This is a genomic window from Streptomyces sp. NPDC001852 (assembly GCF_042891825.1).
In the GTDB taxonomy this organism is placed as follows: Bacteria; Actinomycetota; Actinomycetes; order Streptomycetales; family Streptomycetaceae; genus Streptomyces.
Genome location: NZ_JBIATN010000036.1, coordinates 61,383 through 78,874, shown reverse-complemented (window position 1 = coordinate 78,874; position 17,492 = coordinate 61,383). Strand labels below are relative to the sequence as shown.

Sequence of the window (17,492 nt, the reverse complement as noted above, 5' to 3'; positions counted from 1 at the left end):
GGGACAGCCATGGACGCACTGGTGCTCGCCGCCAAGGGCATCACCCACCACATCGCCCCCCTCGACCTCGTCACCCGCGGCGGCCTCGACGTCGTCGCCCTGATGGTCCTGGTGGGCTGGCTCTACCGGCGCCGCCCCAGCGCACCGGCGATGCCGCTGGTCCTGGTGGCACTGAACATCGGCCTGTTCGCGGCGATGAGCACGATCAGCGCGGGCAAGTTCCCCGCCGGGGTCGGCTTCGGACTGTTCGGCATCCTCTCCCTGGTCCGCCTGCGCAGCGCCGCCTTCACCCTGCGCGACGTCGCCTACACCTTCGTGACCCTGGTCATCGCCCTGTGCACCGGGCTTCCGCAGCGCGGCAGCTGGCTGGTGATCACGCTGGACGCGGTGGTGCTGCTGGCGGTCCTGCTGGTGGACGACCCCCGCGCCTACCAGCCGCCGACCCGCACGGTGCGACTGACCCTGGACCGGATCTACGACGACCCCTCCCTGATCGCCCAGGACGTCGCGTTCCGCTTCGGTCGGGCGCCGCTGTCGGTCGAGGTCGACGAGGTCGACTACGTCCGCGAGACCACCCGGGTCTCCGCCCACTACCCCGCCGGCGCCCAGGGCGCCGTACCGGCTGAGCCCGGCCCCGCCCAGGACGCCGGGCCGCGCGAGCAGGTGACCCTCGCATGACCTCCTCGCTCGCGACCGGCCTCGGTCTCGCAGCCCTGCGCGGCGCCACGCTCGCCGAGGTCGACGCGGCGGCCGCGCTCCAGCACCGCACCGACCGCAAGTACCTGCTCCCCCTCGACCGCGCCCGCGACCTCGTCGCCCGGCTCGCCGACAGCCACCACGTCCTCGACCTGGCCGGCCGTCGTACGACCGGCTACCTCAGCACCTACTTCGACACCGATCGGCTCGGCGCCTGGCGGGCCCATGTCCAGGGCCGCCGCCGGCGCTGGAAGGTCCGCACCCGCCTGTACGCGGAGGACGGGCTGTGCCGGGTGGAGGTGAAGACGAAGGACGGCCGCGGCGCCACCGTCAAGCACGCCCTCAGGGTCCCTGCTCACTCGTACGGGCAACTGGACGACGACGCCACCGAGTTCGTCGACGGTGTGCTGCGAGCGGCGGACATCCCCGTCACCGCCGGGCAGCTGACGCAGGCCGCGGAGATCCGCTATGTCCGCGCGGCCCTGGCCGACCTGGACCGCGGCACGCGCGTCACCCTCGACGGCGGCCTGACCTGCCACCACGGCGACCGCACCGCCGCCCTCGACCCGGGGCACGTCCTAGTGGAGACCAAGGGCGGCGCCCGGCCCGCCCCCGCCGACCGGCTCCTGCTGCGTCTGGGTGCCCGGCCCGTCTCCCTGAGCAAGTACGTCGTCGGCCGGTCCCTGCTCACGCCCGGCCTGCCCGACAACTACGTACGCCGGCTCGCCCGCGCCCACTTCACCACCGAGGTGAGCCCCGCCCCGCTCCTGGAAAGGACCCCCGCCGCATGAACGTCCTGCGCGGCATCAAATGGCCGTACGCCGTCATCGCGCTGATCGCCGTGGCCGCCGCCTCCTTCGGTCTGCTGCGGCCGCAGCTGGCCGCGGCCGGCTTCCCGGGGCTGAAGCTCTCGGCGACCGACCGGATCAAACAGGACCCGCCCCCGGCCCTCTTCACGGACGCCGAGATCGCACCGATCGGCAAGCTGGCCGACGCCCAGCGGACGAAGGCCGACGCCCTCTTCGCCCAGTGGAGGAAGGCGCACGGCACCACCCGTGACGACAAGGCGTTCGCCGCCTGGGCCGCGCGGCAGATCCCCGCCCCGCCCACGGTCAAGCAGCGCACCGCCGAACTCCACCAGGTCCAGGCCCTCGCCAAGACCCGTACGGCCGCCGGGAAGAAGGCGGCCGGCTGGCTGGAGCTCAACGGCAAGAAGGACGTCTGGAAGCTCTACCTCCACGACCGGAGCGAGCTCACTCCCGCCGCGCAGGACACGGCGGAGAAGGCCGAGCTCAAGGCGGCCCTGAGTCTGGCCAAGACGGTCTGCGACCAACTGGCGGCCAAGGACAAGCAGCCGGCCCCGTACGTGCTGGATCCGTCCCTGCGCCCGGAGAAGCACATCAAGCCCGGCGCCAAGGGCCCGTACTCCTACCCGTCCCGGCACGCGGCGCGGTCCGCCGCCGCCGTCACCCTCCTCGCCGCCCTCTCCCCGCACCGGGCCGAGGACTACGAGTGGATGCGGGCCGAGGTCCTCTACTCCCGCCTCTACATGGCCGGTCACGTCACCTGTGACCTGACCGCCGGAACCCTGCTCGGCGACCTGATCGGTGACTACGAACTCGCGGTCGGCGGGCACTGACAGCGGGGTGGTGCGCCCTGGCCGCGGTCGCGGCCAGGGCGCGTCGTCGGTTCAGCCGACGTGCAGGGTGAGGGACGCGGTGTGCAGCCTGCCGCCGGTCTGGAACTGCAGGAACAGCCGCCAGTTCCCGGACCGGGCGAACTCGGCGTGGAAGGTCAGGGTCGGCCCGCCGTGGCCGCCGTCGGCCATCGTCTCCGGGTGGAGGTGGGCGAAGGCGAGGTCGCCCTGGTGGAACGCGGTCAGATGGGCGTAGGTGTCGAGGTACGGCTGGAGGTCGGTGACCGGCTTGCCGCCCTTGGTGACGGTGGCGGTCAGCTGGTGCGCCATGCCCGCCATCGGGTCGCCCTGCACCGTGACGGTGTAGCCGTCGACGGTGGCGGTGCCGGCCGGCTTCGGCAGGGCCGACGTCATCGCCCTGCCGGGCACCTTCACGGTGCGGCTGAGCACGAAGTTCTTGCCCCGGCCGGCGCCGCTCGCCGGGGTGAAGGAGGCGTACAGCCGCCAGGCGCCCGGCCGCAGCGCGGCCGACGGCGCGGTCCAGGTGCCGTCCGCGGCCATGGTGGGGTGCAGGTGCTGGAAGCCGGTGAGGTCGGAGCGGATGGCGTAGAAGTGCATCCGCTTGGTCTGGTCGACGGCGAATGCGGTGACCGGCTTGCCGTCCGGTCCGGTGATGGTGAAGCGGTACTCCGTCGCCCTGCCGGCGGGGAGTGTGGCGGCCGTGGACGTCATCCGGTAGCCGTCCTCGGCGGCGGCCAGGCCGTTACCGGTGGACGCGGGGTCCATGCCGGGCATCGACGCCATGTCGCCGGCCGGGGACGAGGGGGAGGGCATGGCGCTGTGGTCCATGCCGGCCATGCCGGAATCGTGGCCCTTGCCGGAGCTGGAGCCGGAGCCGCAGGCGGCGAGGGCCAGGGTGAGGGCCGCGGTGGTGGCGGCCGCCGCGAGGGCGCGGCGGGACATGCGGAAACGCTGGATCATGGGTGTGTCTTTCCAGGCGGGCGCCGGGAGTCGGCGCGGCCGAACGTGTGAGAGCCGTGCGGGACCGCGGCGACGAGCCGGATCCCGGGGGTCCCGTCACGTCCGCGCGACGCACACCTGGAGCAGGAGGTGACGCCCGCCGGCCGGTGGACCCCGGCGACGGGTGCCGTCGTGACCCGGTCGGGCCCGCGGCAGCACGATGGCGGCCGGAAACACGAGGGCACTCGCCACGAGGGGAGGCGGCGGGATCTCCGACCGGGGCGTCGTGGCCAGACACAGCGCGCCCTGCATGGCCTCGTCCGCGCGGGCGGTCGCCGTGGCGGCTGCGGGCGCGGGGTGGCCGGCGGGGTGCGCGGCCGTCGTCGCGGGTGCCGGGCGCATCGTGTCCGGGTGCGCGGCCATCGGGGCGGATCGGGAGACAGCGGTCTCCATGTCCGGCATGGCCCCGTGGCAGCCGCCCGCGGCCGCGGCCGGGCCGCCGTGCATGAGGAACAGCCCGAGCAGGACGGCGACCAGAACGCAGGCCCGCACCGACTGACGGATGCGGGCCCTGGCCGTGCCGGCGACGGGCTGCGCGAGGGTCACGGCCCCACCTTACGGGGAGCCTTCGGTTGCCGGGTGACTCAACCGGGTGAACCATGGCATAGGTGTGGTTTTTGGCTATTCGAGTGATTCAAGTGCTTTCGAGTGATGAGGGTGGGGATTCATCGGGGCTTGCACGTGCGACCTGTGGAGGACTCATGTACACGACTCGATCCCGTGCCCGTTCCGCCGCCATCTGCGTCGCCACCCTGTGCGTCATGGGTGCCACGTCGCTCCCGGCGCTCGCCGCGTCGTCGCCCTCGCCGCCGGCGGTCTCCGCCCTGGACCGGCAGCTCCTGACCGCGGCCCACCAGGGCAACCTGTGGGAGATCGCGACCGGTCAGCAGGCTCAGGGCGCCGCGACCACCGCCTGCGTCAGGCGGGTCGGCGCCGACTTCGTCCGCGACCACCGCACCCTCGATGCCGGTGTCGTCAAGACCGCGGCGCAACTCGGCGTGACCCTGCCCTCCGTACAGACGGCCGCGCAGCAGAGGAAGACCGCCGCCCTCAAGTCCCTCGCCAGGACGACCGCGTACGACGCCGCGTGGCTCAAGGCCCAGTACGCCGCCCATGCGCAGACCGTCGCGCTCATCGACAAGGAGATCGCCTCGGGCACCAACCCGCTCGTGAAGTCCCTGGCCAAGAGCGCACGTCCGGTGGTAGCCCGGCACACCCAGATGGTCAACCGGGGCGTGTGCCACGCGTAGCGCCCCCGCCGGCCCGCGGGCGTGTTCGCGCGGTCGGTGACCTCCTGCCGGGGGCGATGTCGTGCACCTCGCCGGTGGCCTGCACGGGCAGGCCACCGGCGAGGTGTCAGCGGTCCCGGGGCACCTCATGACCCTGCGCGGTGTCGGGCGATGCGCCTCGGTGCCTCAGCCGCTGGGGCGAGCGATCGCTGTGTGCCCCGAGGCGATCGCGGTGAGCAGGCGCGCGGCGAGTGGGCCGGCCGACGCGGGGTTCTGTCCGGTGAGCAGGCCCCGGTCCTCGACCACGTGCTCCTGCCACGGACCCGGCCCGGTCAGGAAACGGGCTCCCCGGTGGGTCAGGGCCCGCTGGGAGGTCCACGGCAGGAGGTCCAGGAGGCCCACGTCCTTCTCCTCGTCGTCGGTGAAGGACGTCATCCGGTAGCCGGCGAACGGCCAGGCACCGGTGGGGCCGGTGCAGGACAGCAGGGCGGCCGGCCCGTGGCACACGGCTGCCACGGGCCGGCCCGCGCGGTGTGCGGCGGCCACGACGCGACCGCACTGCGGATCGCGCCACAGATCGACCATCGGTGCGTAACCGCCTGGGATGAACACCGCGTCGTACACCTGGCGGGCGGCTTCCCCCAGCGGTTCCGGGGACGAGAGGTCGAAGTGCCGGGCGTCGACGTCGCGGCGCAACGCCTCGCACTGCGGCGGTGTGAGGCCGGTGCCTTCCGGGGTGAACCCTGCGGGGTCGGGGACGGCGGGCCGCCCGTCGGGGGTTGCCACCGTGACGCGCGCACCGGCGCCGTCGAAGACGGCCAGGGGCGCCACGACCTCCTCGGGCCAGAACCCGACGGCCCGGGTGCCGCCGTTCGTGAGCGACATGCGGGTGGCGGCCGACAGAAGCATCAGGATGTGCGGCATGGGGGCCTCCGTGTCAGATCTCCGTGGGCTCGTCGGTCTGCTCGGCGTACAGGCCGAGGGCACGCATCAGGGGGAACTCGTCGGCGGAGAACAGCACCGCTTCCCCGGTCTCGCTGCCGTTGGTGTGGTGGTGCCGGGCCCAGGAAGGAACGCAGAAGGTGTCACCGGCCGACCACGCGAAGTCGGTGCCGTCGATCGTGGTGGTGCCCTGGCCTTCGGCGACGACGTAGACGACGGATCCGGTGTGGCGATGCGCCAGAGTGCTCTCGCCCGGCTGCAGGAGCTGGAGGCGGCAGCCGGTGGTGGGGGTGACCGGTCCTCCGGTCGCGGGGTTGGCGTACTCCAGGACGACGCCGTCGTAGGGGTCGTGGTGGCCGCACCGCGCGGCCGACCGCAGGGACTCCCGGCACTTGTCCCAGGGATAGGAGTGCAGGGGTGAGGCCGGATGCCGGCGGCGGGTGTCGGGCAGCAGCAGGCCGCCCCAGGAGGCGAGGCTGTCGCGTGCCGGCGTGCTCGTGAGGTGGGTGCGGTCGGGGTGGAGCTCGAAGAACGTGGCGCCGAGCGTGTTCACCAGCGGGTCGTTGGTGAGGTCCTGCCAGATGACCAGGCCGTCGTCGGCGTCGTTGCCGTGTTCGTGCCACAGTCGGCCGGGGGTGACCACGACGTCGCCGGCGCTCACGGGTATGCGGTCTCCGTCGACCGCGGTCCAGCCGCCTCGGCCCTCGTGGACGAACCGGACGGCCGACGCCGCGTGCCGGTGGCACGTCATCGACTCGTGCGGCTTCAGGGCCTGCAGCCCGGAGTAGAGGTGGCCGCAGGCGGCCTCGTAGTCGCGGTGCCCGGGGTTGAGATGGGTGAGGACGCGCAGCGCCGCGGCGTCACCCTTGACGAACTGGGCCGCCTCCCACACGAAGGGACGCAGATTCGCGTAGCGCCACATGCAGGGACGTGACCGGGGCGCCGGTGTCCAGGGCTGGTCGTCGTTGACGGCGGACCAGCGGCCGACGGCGTGGAAGCGGGCGAGTCGCTCGTCGAAGGTACCGGGGTCCGCGGCCGCGGAGTGCAGGGCGGTGGTCATGTCGGGCTCCCTTCCGCCAGGGCGGCGGCGGTGAGTTCGTGCCAGAGGGCGTCGACGTCCTCGCTGCGGGTGTGGATGTTGCCGATGGAGACCCTGATGACGTATCCGGCGTCGGTGACGGTGTGCGAGACGTAGCAGCGCCGGCCGGCGTTGACCCGGTGGTGGATGCGGCGGTTGAGGGCGTCCGTCTCCTCGCGGGACAGGCCCGGTGGTGCGTGGCGCAGGCAGACCAGGGGGAAGGGGCTGTCCGGGTTGGCGATGTGCCAAGGGGGCGTTGCGGCGGCGGCCCGCCGCAGACGGTCGGCGAGTGCGATGGTGGCGGTGAGCTGCTCGGTGATGCCGTCCGTGCCGAACGACTTGATGATCCACCACAGTTTGAGGGCACGGAACTGGCGGCCGAGCTGCAGCGAGTAGTTCATGAAGTCGACGCTGCCGTCCTCCTGGCGGGTGGAGAGGTACTCCGGCACGAGGCGGAAGGCCTGGGTGAGCGCGTCGCGGTGGCGCGAGAAGAGGGCGCTGGCCTCCATGGGGCACAGCAGGACCTTGTGCGGGTTGGCCACCAGGGAGTCGGCCCGCGACAGGTCGGGCAGGTGCGGCCGGATGCTCTCGGTCAACCGCCAGAAACCGCCGTACGCGGCGTCGACGTGCAGCCAGACGCCGTGGTGCGCACACACCTCTGCCAGCTCGCCGACCGGGTCGATGCCACCGGTGGAGGTGGTGCCGACGGTGGCGACGACGGCACAGGGCCGGTACCCGGCCCGTATGTCCTGGCCGATACGGTCGTCCAGGACCGCCGGGTCCAGGCTGCCGTCGGTGCGTGCGGGGAGGCGTACCACGTTGTCCTGCCCGATGCCCAGGGTGATGGCCGCCTTGTCGATGCTGCTGTGCGTCTGGTCCGAGGCGTACACCCGCAGGGCGGGCCCGCCGGCGAGACCGGTACGGCGGATGTCCAGGCCGTCGAGGCGTTCACGCGCTGCCGCCAGCGCGTACAGCGTGGCGAGAGAGGCGCCGTCCACCAGCACCGCGTCGCCGTCCGCCGGATACGCCACCATCTGCCCCAGCCAGCGCAGTACGGTGCTCTCCACCGCGGCCGCGGAGGGAGCCGCGTCCCACAGCATCACGTTGACGTTCAGCGCGGCAGTGGCCATCTCGGCCAGGATGCCCGGCCCGCTGGAGCTGTTGGAGAAGTAGGCGTGGAAGCGAGGATGGTTCCACTGGGTGAGGTGAGGGAGCACGTCCCGCCAGGTCTGCTCCAGAACCTCGGCGAACTCCTGCGGCCGCCGCGGCAGCGGTTCGTCGATCAGGTCGTGGATCTCCTTCGCCGCCCGGTCGGTGGTGACAGGCCGGCCGCGCAGGGTGGTGAAGTGCTCGCGCAGGCGCCGTAACAGCAGTGAGCCGTTGTCCTCCAGTTCCTGTGGTGTCCAGTCGGCGAATCCCGATCCCGCGCGGGCGTTCGGTACGTCCGGGTCAGTGGTGGTCATGCTCGACCTCCACGGGCAGCTCGGTGGCATAGCGGATCTCCCGGGGGCGGGTGCAGTGGGCGGCGATGAGCGGCTGCACCAAGGGCTCTTCGGACGTCAGCAGATCCGCGTGGTCCTCCGTACTGCGCCAGGGGTAGAGCCAGGTGACGACACGGGGGTCGTGATGGTCCTGGAGGAAGGTGGCGTGGCCGCTCCACCCGGGGTGGCCGTGGGCGTTGTCGCCGATGGCGTCGTCGATGAGCTGCATGGTGCGGGTGGCCTGGGCGGCCGCCTCGTCGGTCAGGTACCAGGTCTCGACAATGGTGACGGGCATGGCCTTGCTCCTTTCGGTCACTGTCCCCCGGCGGCGAAGTACTCCTGGAGCAGGGACGTTCCGCCGGGGACGAACTTCTCGCAGATGAGTTTGTGCTGAGCGCGGTTGCGTGACTGCTCCTGCCACAGGCGCCGCGCCGCGTCCTGTACCTCCGCGGGCGCCCGGCCCTCACGGGTGGCCTTCTTCAACGGTCCGCGGACGGATTTCAGCAGGCCCAGCATGAGCGCGTGGTCGGTGTTGAACCTGCCGGAGAACCCGGGGCTGACCCAGGGCGGCTCCATGGCGGGACGCAGCAGTCCGGTATAGGTGTCGGCGGGGAAGTCGGAGGCGTAGCGCATGGAGGCGGTGGCGGCGCGGTAGAGCCTGGCCAGCACTCCCAGCAACCGTCGGCACGCGGCCCAGTCCTCGGCCTCGAGCGCGCCGCGCAGTGCGGTCAGATGCGTGTTCATCAGGGTCAGATGCAGATGGAAGACGTGGTGGCCGAGCTTCCACCTGCGGATGGCGGTCTGCTGATTCTGTGTCAGTTCCATGCAGTGGCCTTTCGTTGCGGCGAGCACGATGACGCCTCCCGCACACCAGCCGCTGACGCTTGGTCAGGAGCCGGCGTCGAGGGACAGGGCATGCTGCAGGAGCAGGGCCAGGCCGTCCAGCAGGTCGGCTCGCTCCGCCTCGTCCAGGCTGGTCCCGGACAGGTCGTCGGCGACCTTGCGGGTGACCGTCAGCGCCTGGGCCGCCCATGCGCCGGAGGTGACGTCGTCGTGGTGGATCCGGAAGAAGGCGTCGTATTCCTCCGGGCCGCTCACCTCCCCCGGAGCCCTGCCGTCCCGGGGCAGGCTGAGCGGCGCTATGAGCCCGAAGTCGTCGGGCGGTGGCTGTTCCATCACGTTTCCCTTCTGGGCGCAGTCCGACCGGCGCCCCGTGTCTGCCGGCGACGGCACAGGCGGGACGGCGCCGGGCACGTCCTGCCGGCCGTCGAGGAGTCCCGGAGTGCGGGTCAGGAACGGTCGGGGGTGCGGTTGCTGATCCACACGGCGCCGATGACGAGGGCGCAACCGCACAGCTGGGTGAAGGCGGGTGTCTCGCGAAGGATGACGAGGGCGAAGCCGATCGCCATCACGGGTTGGAGCAGGAGCAGCGCGGCCGAGGTGTTCGGCGGCAGCAGCGGCCCGCCCTTGCTGATCAGCAGCCAGGCAGCGACCTGGCCGAGCAGCGCCAATGCCACGATCCAGCCCCACGAGGTGGCCGGCACCGCCAGCGGCAGCCCCGTGGTCAGCAGGCTGATGGCGGCGGATGTGACGGTGGCGGCGGCGGTGGACAGGCACACCGGGCTCACCACGTGCCGGGGGGAGCGCCGGCCGCAGCGCCGCGTCAGGTACAGGTACACGGCGTAGGCGGCGCCCGCGCCGATGCCCAGCAGGGTGCCGCGCACCGGATGAACCGCCTGGGCACCGGCTTCCGCCATGCCGCCCGCCAGCGCGATGCCGGTCAGCATCAGCGGGCAGGCCCACAGGAAGCGGCGGGGGACGCGGGTGCCGTCCAGGAGGCGGGCCAGCAGCGGGAAGACGATGACCTGGACGTTGATGAGCACCGTGGACACGGCCGCGCCGATGTCGATGATGCTCACCGTCCACATCACGTAGTCCGCGCCCAGGAACACTCCCGCGAGCACCGCGTGACCGCGCAGCCCGGCCGGCATGGCGCCATGCCGCCGCGTCTCGTGCACCAGCATGGGCACCAGGGCGATCAGGGCGATGGCACATCTCAGGAAGGCCGCGGTGCCCGCGTTGACGTCGGCGAGCTTGACGAAGACGGCCGACAGGGACAGACAGGCGGCCCCGCCGACGACCAGCGACGCGCCCAGGTTCTGGGGCGTCGTCCTGGCTGTGGTGAGCGAGCTGGTCTTGGGTGCGGCATCCACGTATCTCAGCCTTCCATTCCGGAAGGCACAGCACTATTGATCCTTTTTTCGCTGTTCTCAGTAGCCTGGCTTACATGTTGACCTGGGAAAGACTCCGGGTGTTCGCCGCCGTGGCCCGGTTCGGATCCGTCCAGGCGGCAGCGGAGGCACTGCATGTCACTGGTCCCGCCGTCTCCCAGCATCTGCGCCGCCTGGAACGAGAGGCCGGCTGCGCACTGGTCGAACGCGACGGTCGCGGGATACGGCTCACCCACGCCGGGCGCGTGCTGGCGGCATCGGCACAGCAGATGGACGAGGCGGCCGTACAGGCAGGCGCGGATCTCTCGGCCATCAGCGGACTGGTCGCCGGGACACTGCGCGTAGGCGCCATCGCCTCGGTACTCAGAGCTCTCCTACCGCAGGTGATCAGCTCCCTGACAGGCCGCTACCCGCGCCTCGAACTGACCGTCAGGGACGGCGAGGCCGCGGACATGCTGCCCGAGCTGCAGGCCGGCCGACTCGACGCCGTGGTGATGGAGAGCTGGACGCACGCCCCTGCCCGTATCCCGCCCGGTGTCCGCACGCATCCCCTGGTGCACGAGCCCGCGATGCTCGCCGTGCACAGCGGCCATCCGCTCGCCCACCTGCCGGAGGCCCCCCTGAGCAGCCTGCACGACCTGGCATGGACCAGCTGCCCCGCCGGCAGCGACGCCCACCAGGCCCTGGTCCAGATGCTCCGGCAACAGGCGGTCACCGATGTGCGGATCCGTTACTGCGTCGCGGACTACAGCACCCAGCTGCAGCTCGTCGCAGCCGGCGTCACCGCCGCGCTGGTGCCCCGCATGGCCGCCACCGTCACACCCCCCGGTGTACGCCTCATCCCCTGCCGGCCGACCATCACCCGCACCGTCTCCGTCGTCACCGCACAACGGACGGACACCCCCACCGTGCGCGCCTTCGTCGCCGAGATGACCCGAGCGGCGCTGAGCACGGAAACGACTCAGGGGCCTGATCCACTCGCTGGATCAGGCCCCTGACCTGGTAGTGCACTGTCTGGGTGGCGGGATTTGAACCCACGACCTCTTCGTCCCGAGGTAACTTGGGTCCGCCGTTGTGCGCGGGCGTTGTCACGCAGTTGGACACTCACCTTCCCCCACGGCGGTCTCGCAGGGCTCGGTTAAGTTGCCTGCATGATTGACAGGGATCCGCTTGTGTCGGCACTCACCGGCCTGCTCGCCGACGTCATGTGGTGGTTGGACAGCTGCGGGGACGAGGAAGTGGATCCCGACTCCGCGGTGAAGATGATGGAGAGCGTGGGCTGGGTGCTCCTGCAACTGCCCTCGGACCAACGCCAACGGCTCTTGCAGGTGCTCGCGGACCTGGCCGTGAGGGAGCAAGACCCTGCACGGCGCGAGTTCCTGGAGTCGTTCCCCTTCGCGATCGGCATGGTCGAGGACCAGGAGGACCGAGGTGAGCTGGCTGCGACCTCAGTTCAGCCACAACTGATCACCGACGGCCGTGACCTGCGGCCGCACAACCGATCAACGCCATGACCTGCTGCTAAGCCGAGTAGCTGTCGACGTTGGTCACCATCGAGCGCCCTTCCACGGCCCCAGGACGGCCCGGGAGGGCGCTCGTGCATGAGCACCGCTTCAGGAGTTCGATCCCGGGTCGCCTGGAGTACTTCCGCGACAGCACGGCCACCTTTGACTGTTCTGGGCCGCTGGTGTTCGTCGGGCGTTGACGGCGAAGAGAGCGGGGTTCACGATCGAGGGCACGTTGCGGTGCTCGGCCTGGGTGTACGGAGCATTCGTCGACCAGGTGATCCTCGGCCTCCTCGCTCATGAGTGGACTCCCTGAGGCCGAGAGGCCGGGGCCGGCGCTCAGTAGTCGAAGAAGCGAAGGGCCTGGTCTCTGAGCTGCGGCCGTGTTATTGATCAACGCTGCGACCTCCGACCCGGCTGTCGGCGGTGGTCGGCGTCGGCCGTCGTCATTCCGCGCGGCCGTGTGAACCATTGGATGCGCCGTACAGGGCTATAAGGCGGATATCCGGATGCGATCGGTGACATCGCACTGCGAGCTGGGGCACACCTCGCTCGACAAATCTGCCTGCGACGCCGCACGACTCCTTCGCCGGCCCGACGTTCGCGGCGGTCGCGACCTCAAAGGAGTGACATGCTCACGCGTAAGCCCCTTGCCCGGATCGCCCAGGTGCTCTCGATGGGCACTGCCGCCACGCTCGCCGGCCTGGCGCTGGCTCCCGGTGCCTCGGCCGCCACGTATGCCGTGGCCTGCAACGAGGGCGCGTTGGCCAGTGCCATCAACGCCGCCAACAACAATCCTGGGCCCGACACGCTCAACCTGACGCCCGGCTGCACCTACCAGCTGACCAGCGAGCTGCCCGCCATCACCTCGCAGATCGTGATGAACGGCAACGGTGCCACGATCACCCGTGTCGCCGGGACGTTCCGTCTCCTCACCGTGAACGGCGGCAACCTGACCCTGCGGGCGATCCAGCTCACCAACGGCGACGCCACCGGCAGCTCGATCCAGACCGGCGCCGGCGGGGCCATCGTCGTCACCGGCAATGGCACCCTGGACCTCAGCGCTTCCGTGCTCCGGAACAACCACGCCAACTTCGGCGGTGGCATCAGTAACTTCAGCGGCTCCACGACGACCGTGAGCCTGTCCACCTTCACGGGCAACACCGCGGCCGTGAACGGCGGAGCCATCGTCAACGACGGCACGGTGACCGTGGGCTTCTCTCAGATCAGCGGGAACACGGCCGACAACGTGGGTGGCGGCATCGCCAACATCGGAACATTGCGCGTCAATTTCACCAACTTGCTCAACAACACCGGCACGAACGGTGGCGGCGGCCTCGCCAACGGCGTACCCGCCGTGTCCGGTGGAAACTCCACGCTGACCGCCAGCAACGTCAGCAACAACCACGCGGGTGACAACCAGCCCGGCGGCATCTACAACAACGGCGGCACAGTGACCCTGAACGGCACCCGGGTCGCCGCCAACACCCCGAACAACTGCGCCACCAGCCCGACCCCCGTCCCCGGCTGCGTCGGCTGATCCGGGGCGGACATGAGGTCCGCCCCGCTCAGTACCCGAAGAAGTGAAGGGCCGGGTCCCTGATCTGCGGCCGTGTAATCGATCAACGCTGCGACCTGCGGCTTAGCTTTCGTCGGTTGTCAGCGTTGGTCGTCGTTGAGTACGGGTTGACGGCCCCAGGACGGCCCGTCAACCGGTGATGTCAGGACAGCGGATGCTCGTGTGGCAGTGGCTCTCGAACGAACTGGATGCGCCGCTTGTCGCAGGCGCCGACGGCATGGAAGTTCCGACGGGCCTCAGTCAGGCTCAGCCGGCCGTTCGGTCCGCCGCGTACCCTGTCGGCGTCGTGATCGTCCTGGCCGTCGTCCTCCCAGAAGCACACGGGGCAGATCTCGTAGAGGCCGCGCTCGGCAAGTGTCAGGTAGCCACAGCACGGACACTGATAGGGCCTGCCCTGTGGGCCGCGGTTCCCGTTGATGAAGGACTCAGTCACGGCCGCATCCTGGCGAAGTCCCGCTGCCTGCGCATTCGGATTTGCCACCCGATCTACGGTCCTAGGTTGGAAGACGCCGTATGCGGATCACGGCTGACTCTGGCAAGGCACTGACTGGGGCCGGAGCGTGATCGGCACCACTGTTCCCCGTGAGTCCCCGCTGCGTCCCCTCCGAACGGGCACGCAGCGGGCACGCCCGCCAGCAGTCCTGACTAAGATCACGCGATGGCCGAAGAGATCTTCCTTGCCCACGGACCACAGGTGGCTGTCCGGCGCATCGCCTTGCGTGACTACGAAGAGATCACCGATCTCACTCGCGAGAGCGCCGAACTCCACCACCCGTGGGTCCCAACCCGGGAGATGCCCCCGGAAGCCTTCCGGGAGTACGTCGCAAGGTTCGATCAACCTACCCATGAAGGTTTCGTGGTCTGTTCGCGGGAAACGGGCGCGATCGTCGGCGGAATCAACATCAACAACATCGTCCGCGGCACCATCCAAAGCGGGGCCCTCGGCTATGTGGCCTACGCGTCCACCGCGGGGCGTGGCTACATGACCCAGGGGTTGCGGCTGGTCGTAGAGTTCGCCTTCACCGAGCTCGGGCTGCACCGGCTGGAAGCCAACATCCAGCCCGCCAATGAGTCGTCCATCCGCCTAGTCAGACGACTGGGGTTCCAGCGTGAGGGCTACTCTCCCCACTTCCAGTTCCTGGATGGTGCCTGGCGCGGGCACGAACGCTGGGCCCTAACGGTTGAAATGACTGGCACCCTGGCGCCTGACGCGACCGCCCCAGCCACGACGTGTGCTTGATGAGGTGGAGCAACCTGCAACAGATCTCCGGCGTGAACTGCCGCCGCTGTCGTGGATGCGCTGCTCAGGCCTCGTAGGTAGGCACAGGTCTGGAGACGATTTCCAAGATCTTCTCCAGGATTTCTCCAGAGAGCCTCCCGGAAACAGGTCAGGCCCGGTGCTGATCTCTCAGCACCGGGCCTGACCTGGTGTTTCACTGTCGGGGTGGCGGGATTTGAACCCACGACCTCTTCGTCCCGAACGAAGCGCGCTGCCAAGCTGCGCTACACCCCGATGTCGCTGCTCTCGCGGCGACGACGTTTACTTTAGCCCACTGGTGGCTGTAGACGAAATCCGATTCAGACGCGGCGGCGGACCGGGGTCGGGCGGGTGTGGTCCAGGGCCACGAGGAGGATGGCCAGGGCGTACATCGCGAGGCCCAGGAGGAGGGCGTTGGCCAGGGTGCTGCGGTAGCCGTGGGTGGCCGCGTCCAGGAAGGGATAGAGGTAGCGGGCGGGGTTCGTGGGGGCCAGCGCGGCCCCTCGGATCAGGTAGAAGGCCAGGTAGGCCAGGGGGTAGAGGAGCCAGGTGGCCGCCTGGCGCAGGCGCAGGCGGGCCGCGGGTGTCAGCAGCAGCCAGTCCAGCACGGCCGCCATCGGCGCCAGCGTGTGCAGGATCTGGAGGGTCGCCCACTGGCCGTGCCAGCGCACCGGGGCCGTCGTCGCGCCGGTCATGGAGAACGGGGGCGTCGTGTGGCCCAGCAGCAGGTGATAGGCGAGCGCCGAGATCAGGGCGTAGAGGAGTGTGGCGCCTGTCACGGAGGAGGGGAGGGGGCGGCGGGCCCGTAGGGCGCGCGATGCCGACAGGAGCATGACGACGGCCAGCAGGATGCCGGCCTGGACGCTGAAGTAGCTCAGGGTGCGGGACGGGGCGCCGAGCAGCAGCTCCAGGGCCACGCCTCCCGCCGCCGCCAGGGCGGTCAGCAGGCGGAAGAGCGCGACCATGGGGCGGCGGACCGGCGCCACCACGGCCGTCGCCGGGACCGGGGAGGGCAGCAGCAGGGGCGGTCGCGGCACCGCGGGCAGGTCCGGGTTCTCCCTGGGTATCGGGGCGGTCATGCCCTCACGCTAGGAGTGGCGGAGGGGCGGGGCCATGTGGCGTGGTCCGGGTGGGTTACGGCCCCGCTGCCGGCCCCGGCCCAGAACCTCTTTCCCCGCCTTACCGCCCCACCAGCGTCAGCAGCGTGGCCTCCGGCGGGCAGGCGAAGCGGACCGGGGTGTAGCGGTTGGTGCCGCAGCCCGCCGAGACGTGGAGGTAGGAGGTGTGGCCGTCCGCCGTGTGGGTGGACAGGCCCTTCACCCGGTCCGTGTCCAGGTCGCAGTTGGTGACCAGCGCGCCGTAGAAGGGGATGCACAGCTGGCCGCCGTGCGTGTGGCCCGCCAGGACCAGGGGGTAGCCGTCGGCCGCGTACGCGTCCAGGACCCGCAGGTACGGCGCGTGGACCACGCCCATGGAGAACTCGTACGTCTCCGAGGGGCCGCCGGCCACCCGGGCGTAGCGGTCGCGCTTGATGTGGGGATCGTCGAGGCCCGTCAGCTCGATCGACGCGCCCTCGACCTTCAGCACGCCCCGGGTGTTCGTCAGGTTCAGCCAGCCCGCCTCGTCGAAGCCGTCGCGCAGGTCCTCCCACGGGTTGTGGATGACGCCGACCGCCGGCGGGTTGCCGTTCAGGCCGTGCCGGCCGCTCGTCTTCTCCAGCAAGTAGCGGGCGGGATTGCGGAGTTTGGGGCCGTAGTAGTCGTTGGAGCCGAAGACGTACGCGCCCGGGAACTCCATCAGGGGGCCCAGGGCGTCCAGGACCTCGGGGACGCCCTCCGGGTCCGACAGGTTGTCGCCCGTGTTGATCACGAAGTCGGGGCGCAGGCCCGCCAGCGACCGCAGCCACCGCTGCTTCTTGCGCTGGCCGCTCACCATGTGGATGTCGGAGACCTGGAGCACGCGCAGCGGACGCATACCGGGCGGGAGGACCGGGACCGTCACCCGTCGGAGGCGGAAGGAGCGGGCCTCGAAACCCGCCGCGTACGCCAGACCGGCGGCGCCTGCCGCCATGATTCCCAGGGGTACTCCATATCGCGCGCGCATACGTCCATCGTGTCAGACACGCGGACGCCGTCGGGACCGGCCGTCTCTTGAAGCAGTTAAATCAGCGGGCGTTCACGGCCGCACACCTGAGACAATCGATCGCATGACCACCACGCTCAAGTCGAAGCTGCACGACGACCTCAACGCCGCGATCAAGGGGCGCGACGAGCTCCGCTCCTCGACGCTCCGGCTGACGCTCGCCGCGATCACCAAGGAGGAGGTCGCGGGCAAGGAGAAGCGGGAGCTCTCCGACGACGAGGTCCTCAAGGTGATCACCCGCGAGGCGAAGAAGCGCCGGGAGGCCGCGGAGGCGTTCGCGCAGGGCGGTCGCGCCGAGCAGGCCGAGCGGGAGAAGGCGGAGGGCGAGGTGCTCGCCGAGTACCTGCCCAAGCAGCTGTCCGACGACGAGCTGACCGCGATCGTCGCCCAGGCCGTGGAAGAGGCCAGGGCGGCCGGCGCCGAGGGGCCGCGGGCCATGGGCGCCGTCATGAAGATCGTGAACCCGAAGGTGGCCGGCCAGGCCGAGGGCGGCCGCGTCGCCGCCGCGGTGAAGAAGCTGCTGGGCTGACCCCGGGTACTACGGACGGATGCGTCAGGCTTACGGCGGCGGGGGGGGGCCCCCCCCCCCCCCGGGGGGGCCCCCCCCCCCCCCCCCCCCCCCCGCGGGGGCCCCCCGGGGGGGGCCCCCCCCCCCCGCGGGGGGGCCCCCCCCCGGGGCCCCCCCCCCCGGGGCC

Annotated in this window: 21 protein-coding genes and 1 tRNA gene; 9 read left to right on the top strand and 13 right to left on the bottom strand. The window is 70.8% G+C overall.

Going from position 1 to position 17,492, the window contains the following annotated elements:
- Positions 1 to 9 precede the first annotated feature (9 nt).
- Genes ACFYZB_RS40470 through ACFYZB_RS40460 form a run of 3 tightly spaced genes read left to right on the top strand, consistent with a single transcriptional unit; the run spans position 10 to position 2,335 of the window.
- Positions 10 to 678 carry a DUF4956 domain-containing protein gene (locus ACFYZB_RS40470; RefSeq protein ID WP_388766926.1) on the top strand — a complete coding sequence of 223 codons (669 nt, stop codon included), beginning with the start codon at positions 10 to 12 and terminating at the stop codon, positions 676 to 678.
- Positions 675 to 1,487: a polyphosphate polymerase domain-containing protein gene (locus ACFYZB_RS40465; RefSeq protein ID WP_388766925.1), complete on the top strand. Its 813-nt coding sequence runs from the start codon at positions 675 to 677 to the stop codon at positions 1,485 to 1,487. The genes ACFYZB_RS40470 and ACFYZB_RS40465 overlap by 4 nt, the downstream gene beginning before the upstream one ends.
- A complete protein-coding gene (locus tag ACFYZB_RS40460; RefSeq protein WP_388766924.1) occupies positions 1,484 to 2,335 on the top strand; it encodes a phosphatase PAP2 family protein in 852 nt (283 codons plus the stop codon). The genes ACFYZB_RS40465 and ACFYZB_RS40460 overlap by 4 nt, the downstream gene beginning before the upstream one ends.
- Positions 2,336 to 2,386: 51 nt before the next feature.
- Here ACFYZB_RS40460 and ACFYZB_RS40455 read toward each other — a convergent pair whose 3' ends face one another.
- A complete protein-coding gene (locus ACFYZB_RS40455; protein ID WP_388766923.1) occupies positions 2,387 to 3,313 on the bottom strand; it encodes a hypothetical protein in 927 nt (308 codons plus the stop codon).
- Positions 3,314 to 3,409: 96 nt separating this feature from the next.
- Positions 3,410 to 3,898, bottom strand: coding sequence for a hypothetical protein (locus ACFYZB_RS40450; protein ID WP_388766922.1), 489 nt, complete (start codon positions 3,896 to 3,898; stop codon positions 3,410 to 3,412).
- Positions 3,899 to 4,053: 155 nt separating this feature from the next.
- Here ACFYZB_RS40450 and ACFYZB_RS40445 point away from each other — a divergent pair, with 155 nt between their 5' ends.
- A complete protein-coding gene (locus ACFYZB_RS40445) occupies positions 4,054 to 4,602 on the top strand; it encodes a DUF4142 domain-containing protein (RefSeq protein WP_388766921.1) in 549 nt (182 codons plus the stop codon).
- Positions 4,603 to 4,767: 165 nt separating this feature from the next.
- Here the strand turns inward: ACFYZB_RS40445 and ACFYZB_RS40440 are convergent, their stop codons facing one another.
- The 7 genes from ACFYZB_RS40440 to ACFYZB_RS40410 all read right to left on the bottom strand — a co-directional run bounded on the left by ACFYZB_RS40440 (position 4,768) and on the right by ACFYZB_RS40410 (position 10,295).
- Positions 4,768 to 5,505, bottom strand: a complete 738-nt coding sequence (locus ACFYZB_RS40440; RefSeq protein ID WP_388766920.1) for a type 1 glutamine amidotransferase domain-containing protein — start codon at positions 5,503 to 5,505, stop codon at positions 4,768 to 4,770.
- Positions 5,506 to 5,518: 13 nt separating this feature from the next.
- Positions 5,519 to 6,583 (bottom strand): cupin domain-containing protein, encoded by a 1,065-nt coding sequence (locus ACFYZB_RS40435; RefSeq protein WP_388766919.1) that lies wholly within the window; start codon positions 6,581 to 6,583, stop codon positions 5,519 to 5,521.
- Positions 6,580 to 8,064, bottom strand: a complete 1,485-nt coding sequence (locus ACFYZB_RS40430) for a pyridoxal phosphate-dependent decarboxylase family protein (RefSeq protein ID WP_388766918.1) — start codon at positions 8,062 to 8,064, stop codon at positions 6,580 to 6,582. Before ACFYZB_RS40430 ends, ACFYZB_RS40435 begins: the two co-directional genes overlap by 4 nt.
- Complete coding sequence (locus ACFYZB_RS40425; RefSeq protein ID WP_351210378.1) at positions 8,051 to 8,377, bottom strand: hypothetical protein; 327 nt, start codon at positions 8,375 to 8,377, stop codon at positions 8,051 to 8,053. Before ACFYZB_RS40425 ends, ACFYZB_RS40430 begins: the two co-directional genes overlap by 14 nt.
- A 17-nt stretch (positions 8,378 to 8,394) precedes the next feature.
- Positions 8,395 to 8,907 (bottom strand): hypothetical protein, encoded by a 513-nt coding sequence (locus ACFYZB_RS40420; protein WP_388766917.1) that lies wholly within the window; start codon positions 8,905 to 8,907, stop codon positions 8,395 to 8,397.
- A gap of 63 nt (positions 8,908 to 8,970) precedes the next feature.
- Positions 8,971 to 9,258, bottom strand: coding sequence for a hypothetical protein (locus ACFYZB_RS40415; protein ID WP_351210374.1), 288 nt, complete (start codon positions 9,256 to 9,258; stop codon positions 8,971 to 8,973).
- 113 nt (positions 9,259 to 9,371) lie between these two features.
- Positions 9,372 to 10,295: a DMT family transporter gene (locus ACFYZB_RS40410; RefSeq protein WP_351210372.1), complete on the bottom strand. Its 924-nt coding sequence runs from the start codon at positions 10,293 to 10,295 to the stop codon at positions 9,372 to 9,374.
- A gap of 74 nt (positions 10,296 to 10,369) precedes the next feature.
- Between ACFYZB_RS40410 and ACFYZB_RS40405 the strand changes: the two genes are divergently transcribed.
- The 3 genes from ACFYZB_RS40405 to ACFYZB_RS40395 all read left to right on the top strand — a co-directional run bounded on the left by ACFYZB_RS40405 (position 10,370) and on the right by ACFYZB_RS40395 (position 13,358).
- Positions 10,370 to 11,311 (top strand): LysR family transcriptional regulator, encoded by a 942-nt coding sequence (locus tag ACFYZB_RS40405; RefSeq protein ID WP_388766916.1) that lies wholly within the window; start codon positions 10,370 to 10,372, stop codon positions 11,309 to 11,311.
- Positions 11,312 to 11,464: 153 nt separating this feature from the next.
- Positions 11,465 to 11,827, top strand: a complete 363-nt coding sequence (locus tag ACFYZB_RS40400) for a hypothetical protein (RefSeq protein ID WP_388766915.1) — start codon at positions 11,465 to 11,467, stop codon at positions 11,825 to 11,827.
- Between the two features lie 622 nt (positions 11,828 to 12,449).
- Positions 12,450 to 13,358, top strand: coding sequence for a hypothetical protein (locus ACFYZB_RS40395; RefSeq protein ID WP_388766914.1), 909 nt, complete (start codon positions 12,450 to 12,452; stop codon positions 13,356 to 13,358).
- 181 nt (positions 13,359 to 13,539) lie between these two features.
- On the opposite strand, the gene ACFYZB_RS40390 is transcribed toward ACFYZB_RS40395, so the two are convergent.
- Positions 13,540 to 13,878 (bottom strand): CPCC family cysteine-rich protein, encoded by a 339-nt coding sequence (locus tag ACFYZB_RS40390; RefSeq protein WP_388766913.1) that lies wholly within the window; start codon positions 13,876 to 13,878, stop codon positions 13,540 to 13,542.
- A gap of 177 nt (positions 13,879 to 14,055) precedes the next feature.
- Here ACFYZB_RS40390 and ACFYZB_RS40385 point away from each other — a divergent pair, with 177 nt between their 5' ends.
- Positions 14,056 to 14,637, top strand: coding sequence for a GNAT family N-acetyltransferase (locus ACFYZB_RS40385; protein ID WP_388766912.1), 582 nt, complete (start codon positions 14,056 to 14,058; stop codon positions 14,635 to 14,637).
- A 199-nt stretch (positions 14,638 to 14,836) separates the two neighbouring features.
- On the opposite strand, the gene ACFYZB_RS40380 is transcribed toward ACFYZB_RS40385, so the two are convergent.
- The 3 genes from ACFYZB_RS40380 to ACFYZB_RS40370 all read right to left on the bottom strand — a co-directional run bounded on the left by ACFYZB_RS40380 (position 14,837) and on the right by ACFYZB_RS40370 (position 16,758).
- Positions 14,837 to 14,910 (bottom strand) — tRNA-Pro (locus ACFYZB_RS40380).
- A 65-nt stretch (positions 14,911 to 14,975) separates the two neighbouring features.
- Positions 14,976 to 15,734, bottom strand: coding sequence for a Pr6Pr family membrane protein (locus tag ACFYZB_RS40375; protein WP_388766911.1), 759 nt, complete (start codon positions 15,732 to 15,734; stop codon positions 14,976 to 14,978).
- A gap of 100 nt (positions 15,735 to 15,834) precedes the next feature.
- Entirely contained in the window at positions 15,835 to 16,758 is a 924-nt protein-coding gene (locus tag ACFYZB_RS40370) for a metallophosphoesterase (protein WP_388766910.1), read from the bottom strand.
- 103 nt (positions 16,759 to 16,861) lie between these two features.
- Between ACFYZB_RS40370 and ACFYZB_RS40365 the strand changes: the two genes are divergently transcribed.
- Positions 16,862 to 17,326, top strand: a complete 465-nt coding sequence (locus ACFYZB_RS40365; protein ID WP_351210360.1) for a GatB/YqeY domain-containing protein — start codon at positions 16,862 to 16,864, stop codon at positions 17,324 to 17,326.
- Positions 17,327 to 17,492 lie beyond the last annotated feature (166 nt).

Bases quoted from the DNA above. Each gene is read 5' to 3' on its own strand.
- ACFYZB_RS40470 (WP_388766926.1), top strand. From the start codon at position 10: ATGGACGCACTGGTGCTCGCCGCCAAGGGCATCACCCACCACATCGCC.
- ACFYZB_RS40465 (WP_388766925.1), top strand. From the start codon at position 675: ATGACCTCCTCGCTCGCGACCGGCCTCGGTCTCGCAGCCCTGCGCGGC.
- ACFYZB_RS40460 (WP_388766924.1), top strand. From the start codon at position 1,484: ATGAACGTCCTGCGCGGCATCAAATGGCCGTACGCCGTCATCGCGCTG.
- ACFYZB_RS40455 (WP_388766923.1), bottom strand. From the start codon at position 3,313: ATGATCCAGCGTTTCCGCATGTCCCGCCGCGCCCTCGCGGCGGCCGCC.
- ACFYZB_RS40445 (WP_388766921.1), top strand. From the start codon at position 4,054: ATGTACACGACTCGATCCCGTGCCCGTTCCGCCGCCATCTGCGTCGCC.
- ACFYZB_RS40440 (WP_388766920.1), bottom strand. From the start codon at position 5,505: ATGCCGCACATCCTGATGCTTCTGTCGGCCGCCACCCGCATGTCGCTC.
- ACFYZB_RS40435 (WP_388766919.1), bottom strand. From the start codon at position 6,583: ATGACCACCGCCCTGCACTCCGCGGCCGCGGACCCCGGTACCTTCGAC.
- ACFYZB_RS40430 (WP_388766918.1), bottom strand. From the start codon at position 8,064: ATGACCACCACTGACCCGGACGTACCGAACGCCCGCGCGGGATCGGGA.
- ACFYZB_RS40425 (WP_351210378.1), bottom strand. From the start codon at position 8,377: ATGCCCGTCACCATTGTCGAGACCTGGTACCTGACCGACGAGGCGGCC.
- ACFYZB_RS40420 (WP_388766917.1), bottom strand. From the start codon at position 8,907: ATGGAACTGACACAGAATCAGCAGACCGCCATCCGCAGGTGGAAGCTC.
- ACFYZB_RS40415 (WP_351210374.1), bottom strand. From the start codon at position 9,258: ATGGAACAGCCACCGCCCGACGACTTCGGGCTCATAGCGCCGCTCAGC.
- ACFYZB_RS40405 (WP_388766916.1), top strand. From the start codon at position 10,370: ATGTTGACCTGGGAAAGACTCCGGGTGTTCGCCGCCGTGGCCCGGTTC.
- ACFYZB_RS40400 (WP_388766915.1), top strand. From the start codon at position 11,465: ATGATTGACAGGGATCCGCTTGTGTCGGCACTCACCGGCCTGCTCGCC.
- ACFYZB_RS40395 (WP_388766914.1), top strand. From the start codon at position 12,450: ATGCTCACGCGTAAGCCCCTTGCCCGGATCGCCCAGGTGCTCTCGATG.
- ACFYZB_RS40385 (WP_388766912.1), top strand. From the start codon at position 14,056: ATGGCCGAAGAGATCTTCCTTGCCCACGGACCACAGGTGGCTGTCCGG.
- ACFYZB_RS40375 (WP_388766911.1), bottom strand. From the start codon at position 15,734: ATGACCGCCCCGATACCCAGGGAGAACCCGGACCTGCCCGCGGTGCCG.
- ACFYZB_RS40370 (WP_388766910.1), bottom strand. From the start codon at position 16,758: ATGCGCGCGCGATATGGAGTACCCCTGGGAATCATGGCGGCAGGCGCC.
- ACFYZB_RS40365 (WP_351210360.1), top strand. From the start codon at position 16,862: ATGACCACCACGCTCAAGTCGAAGCTGCACGACGACCTCAACGCCGCG.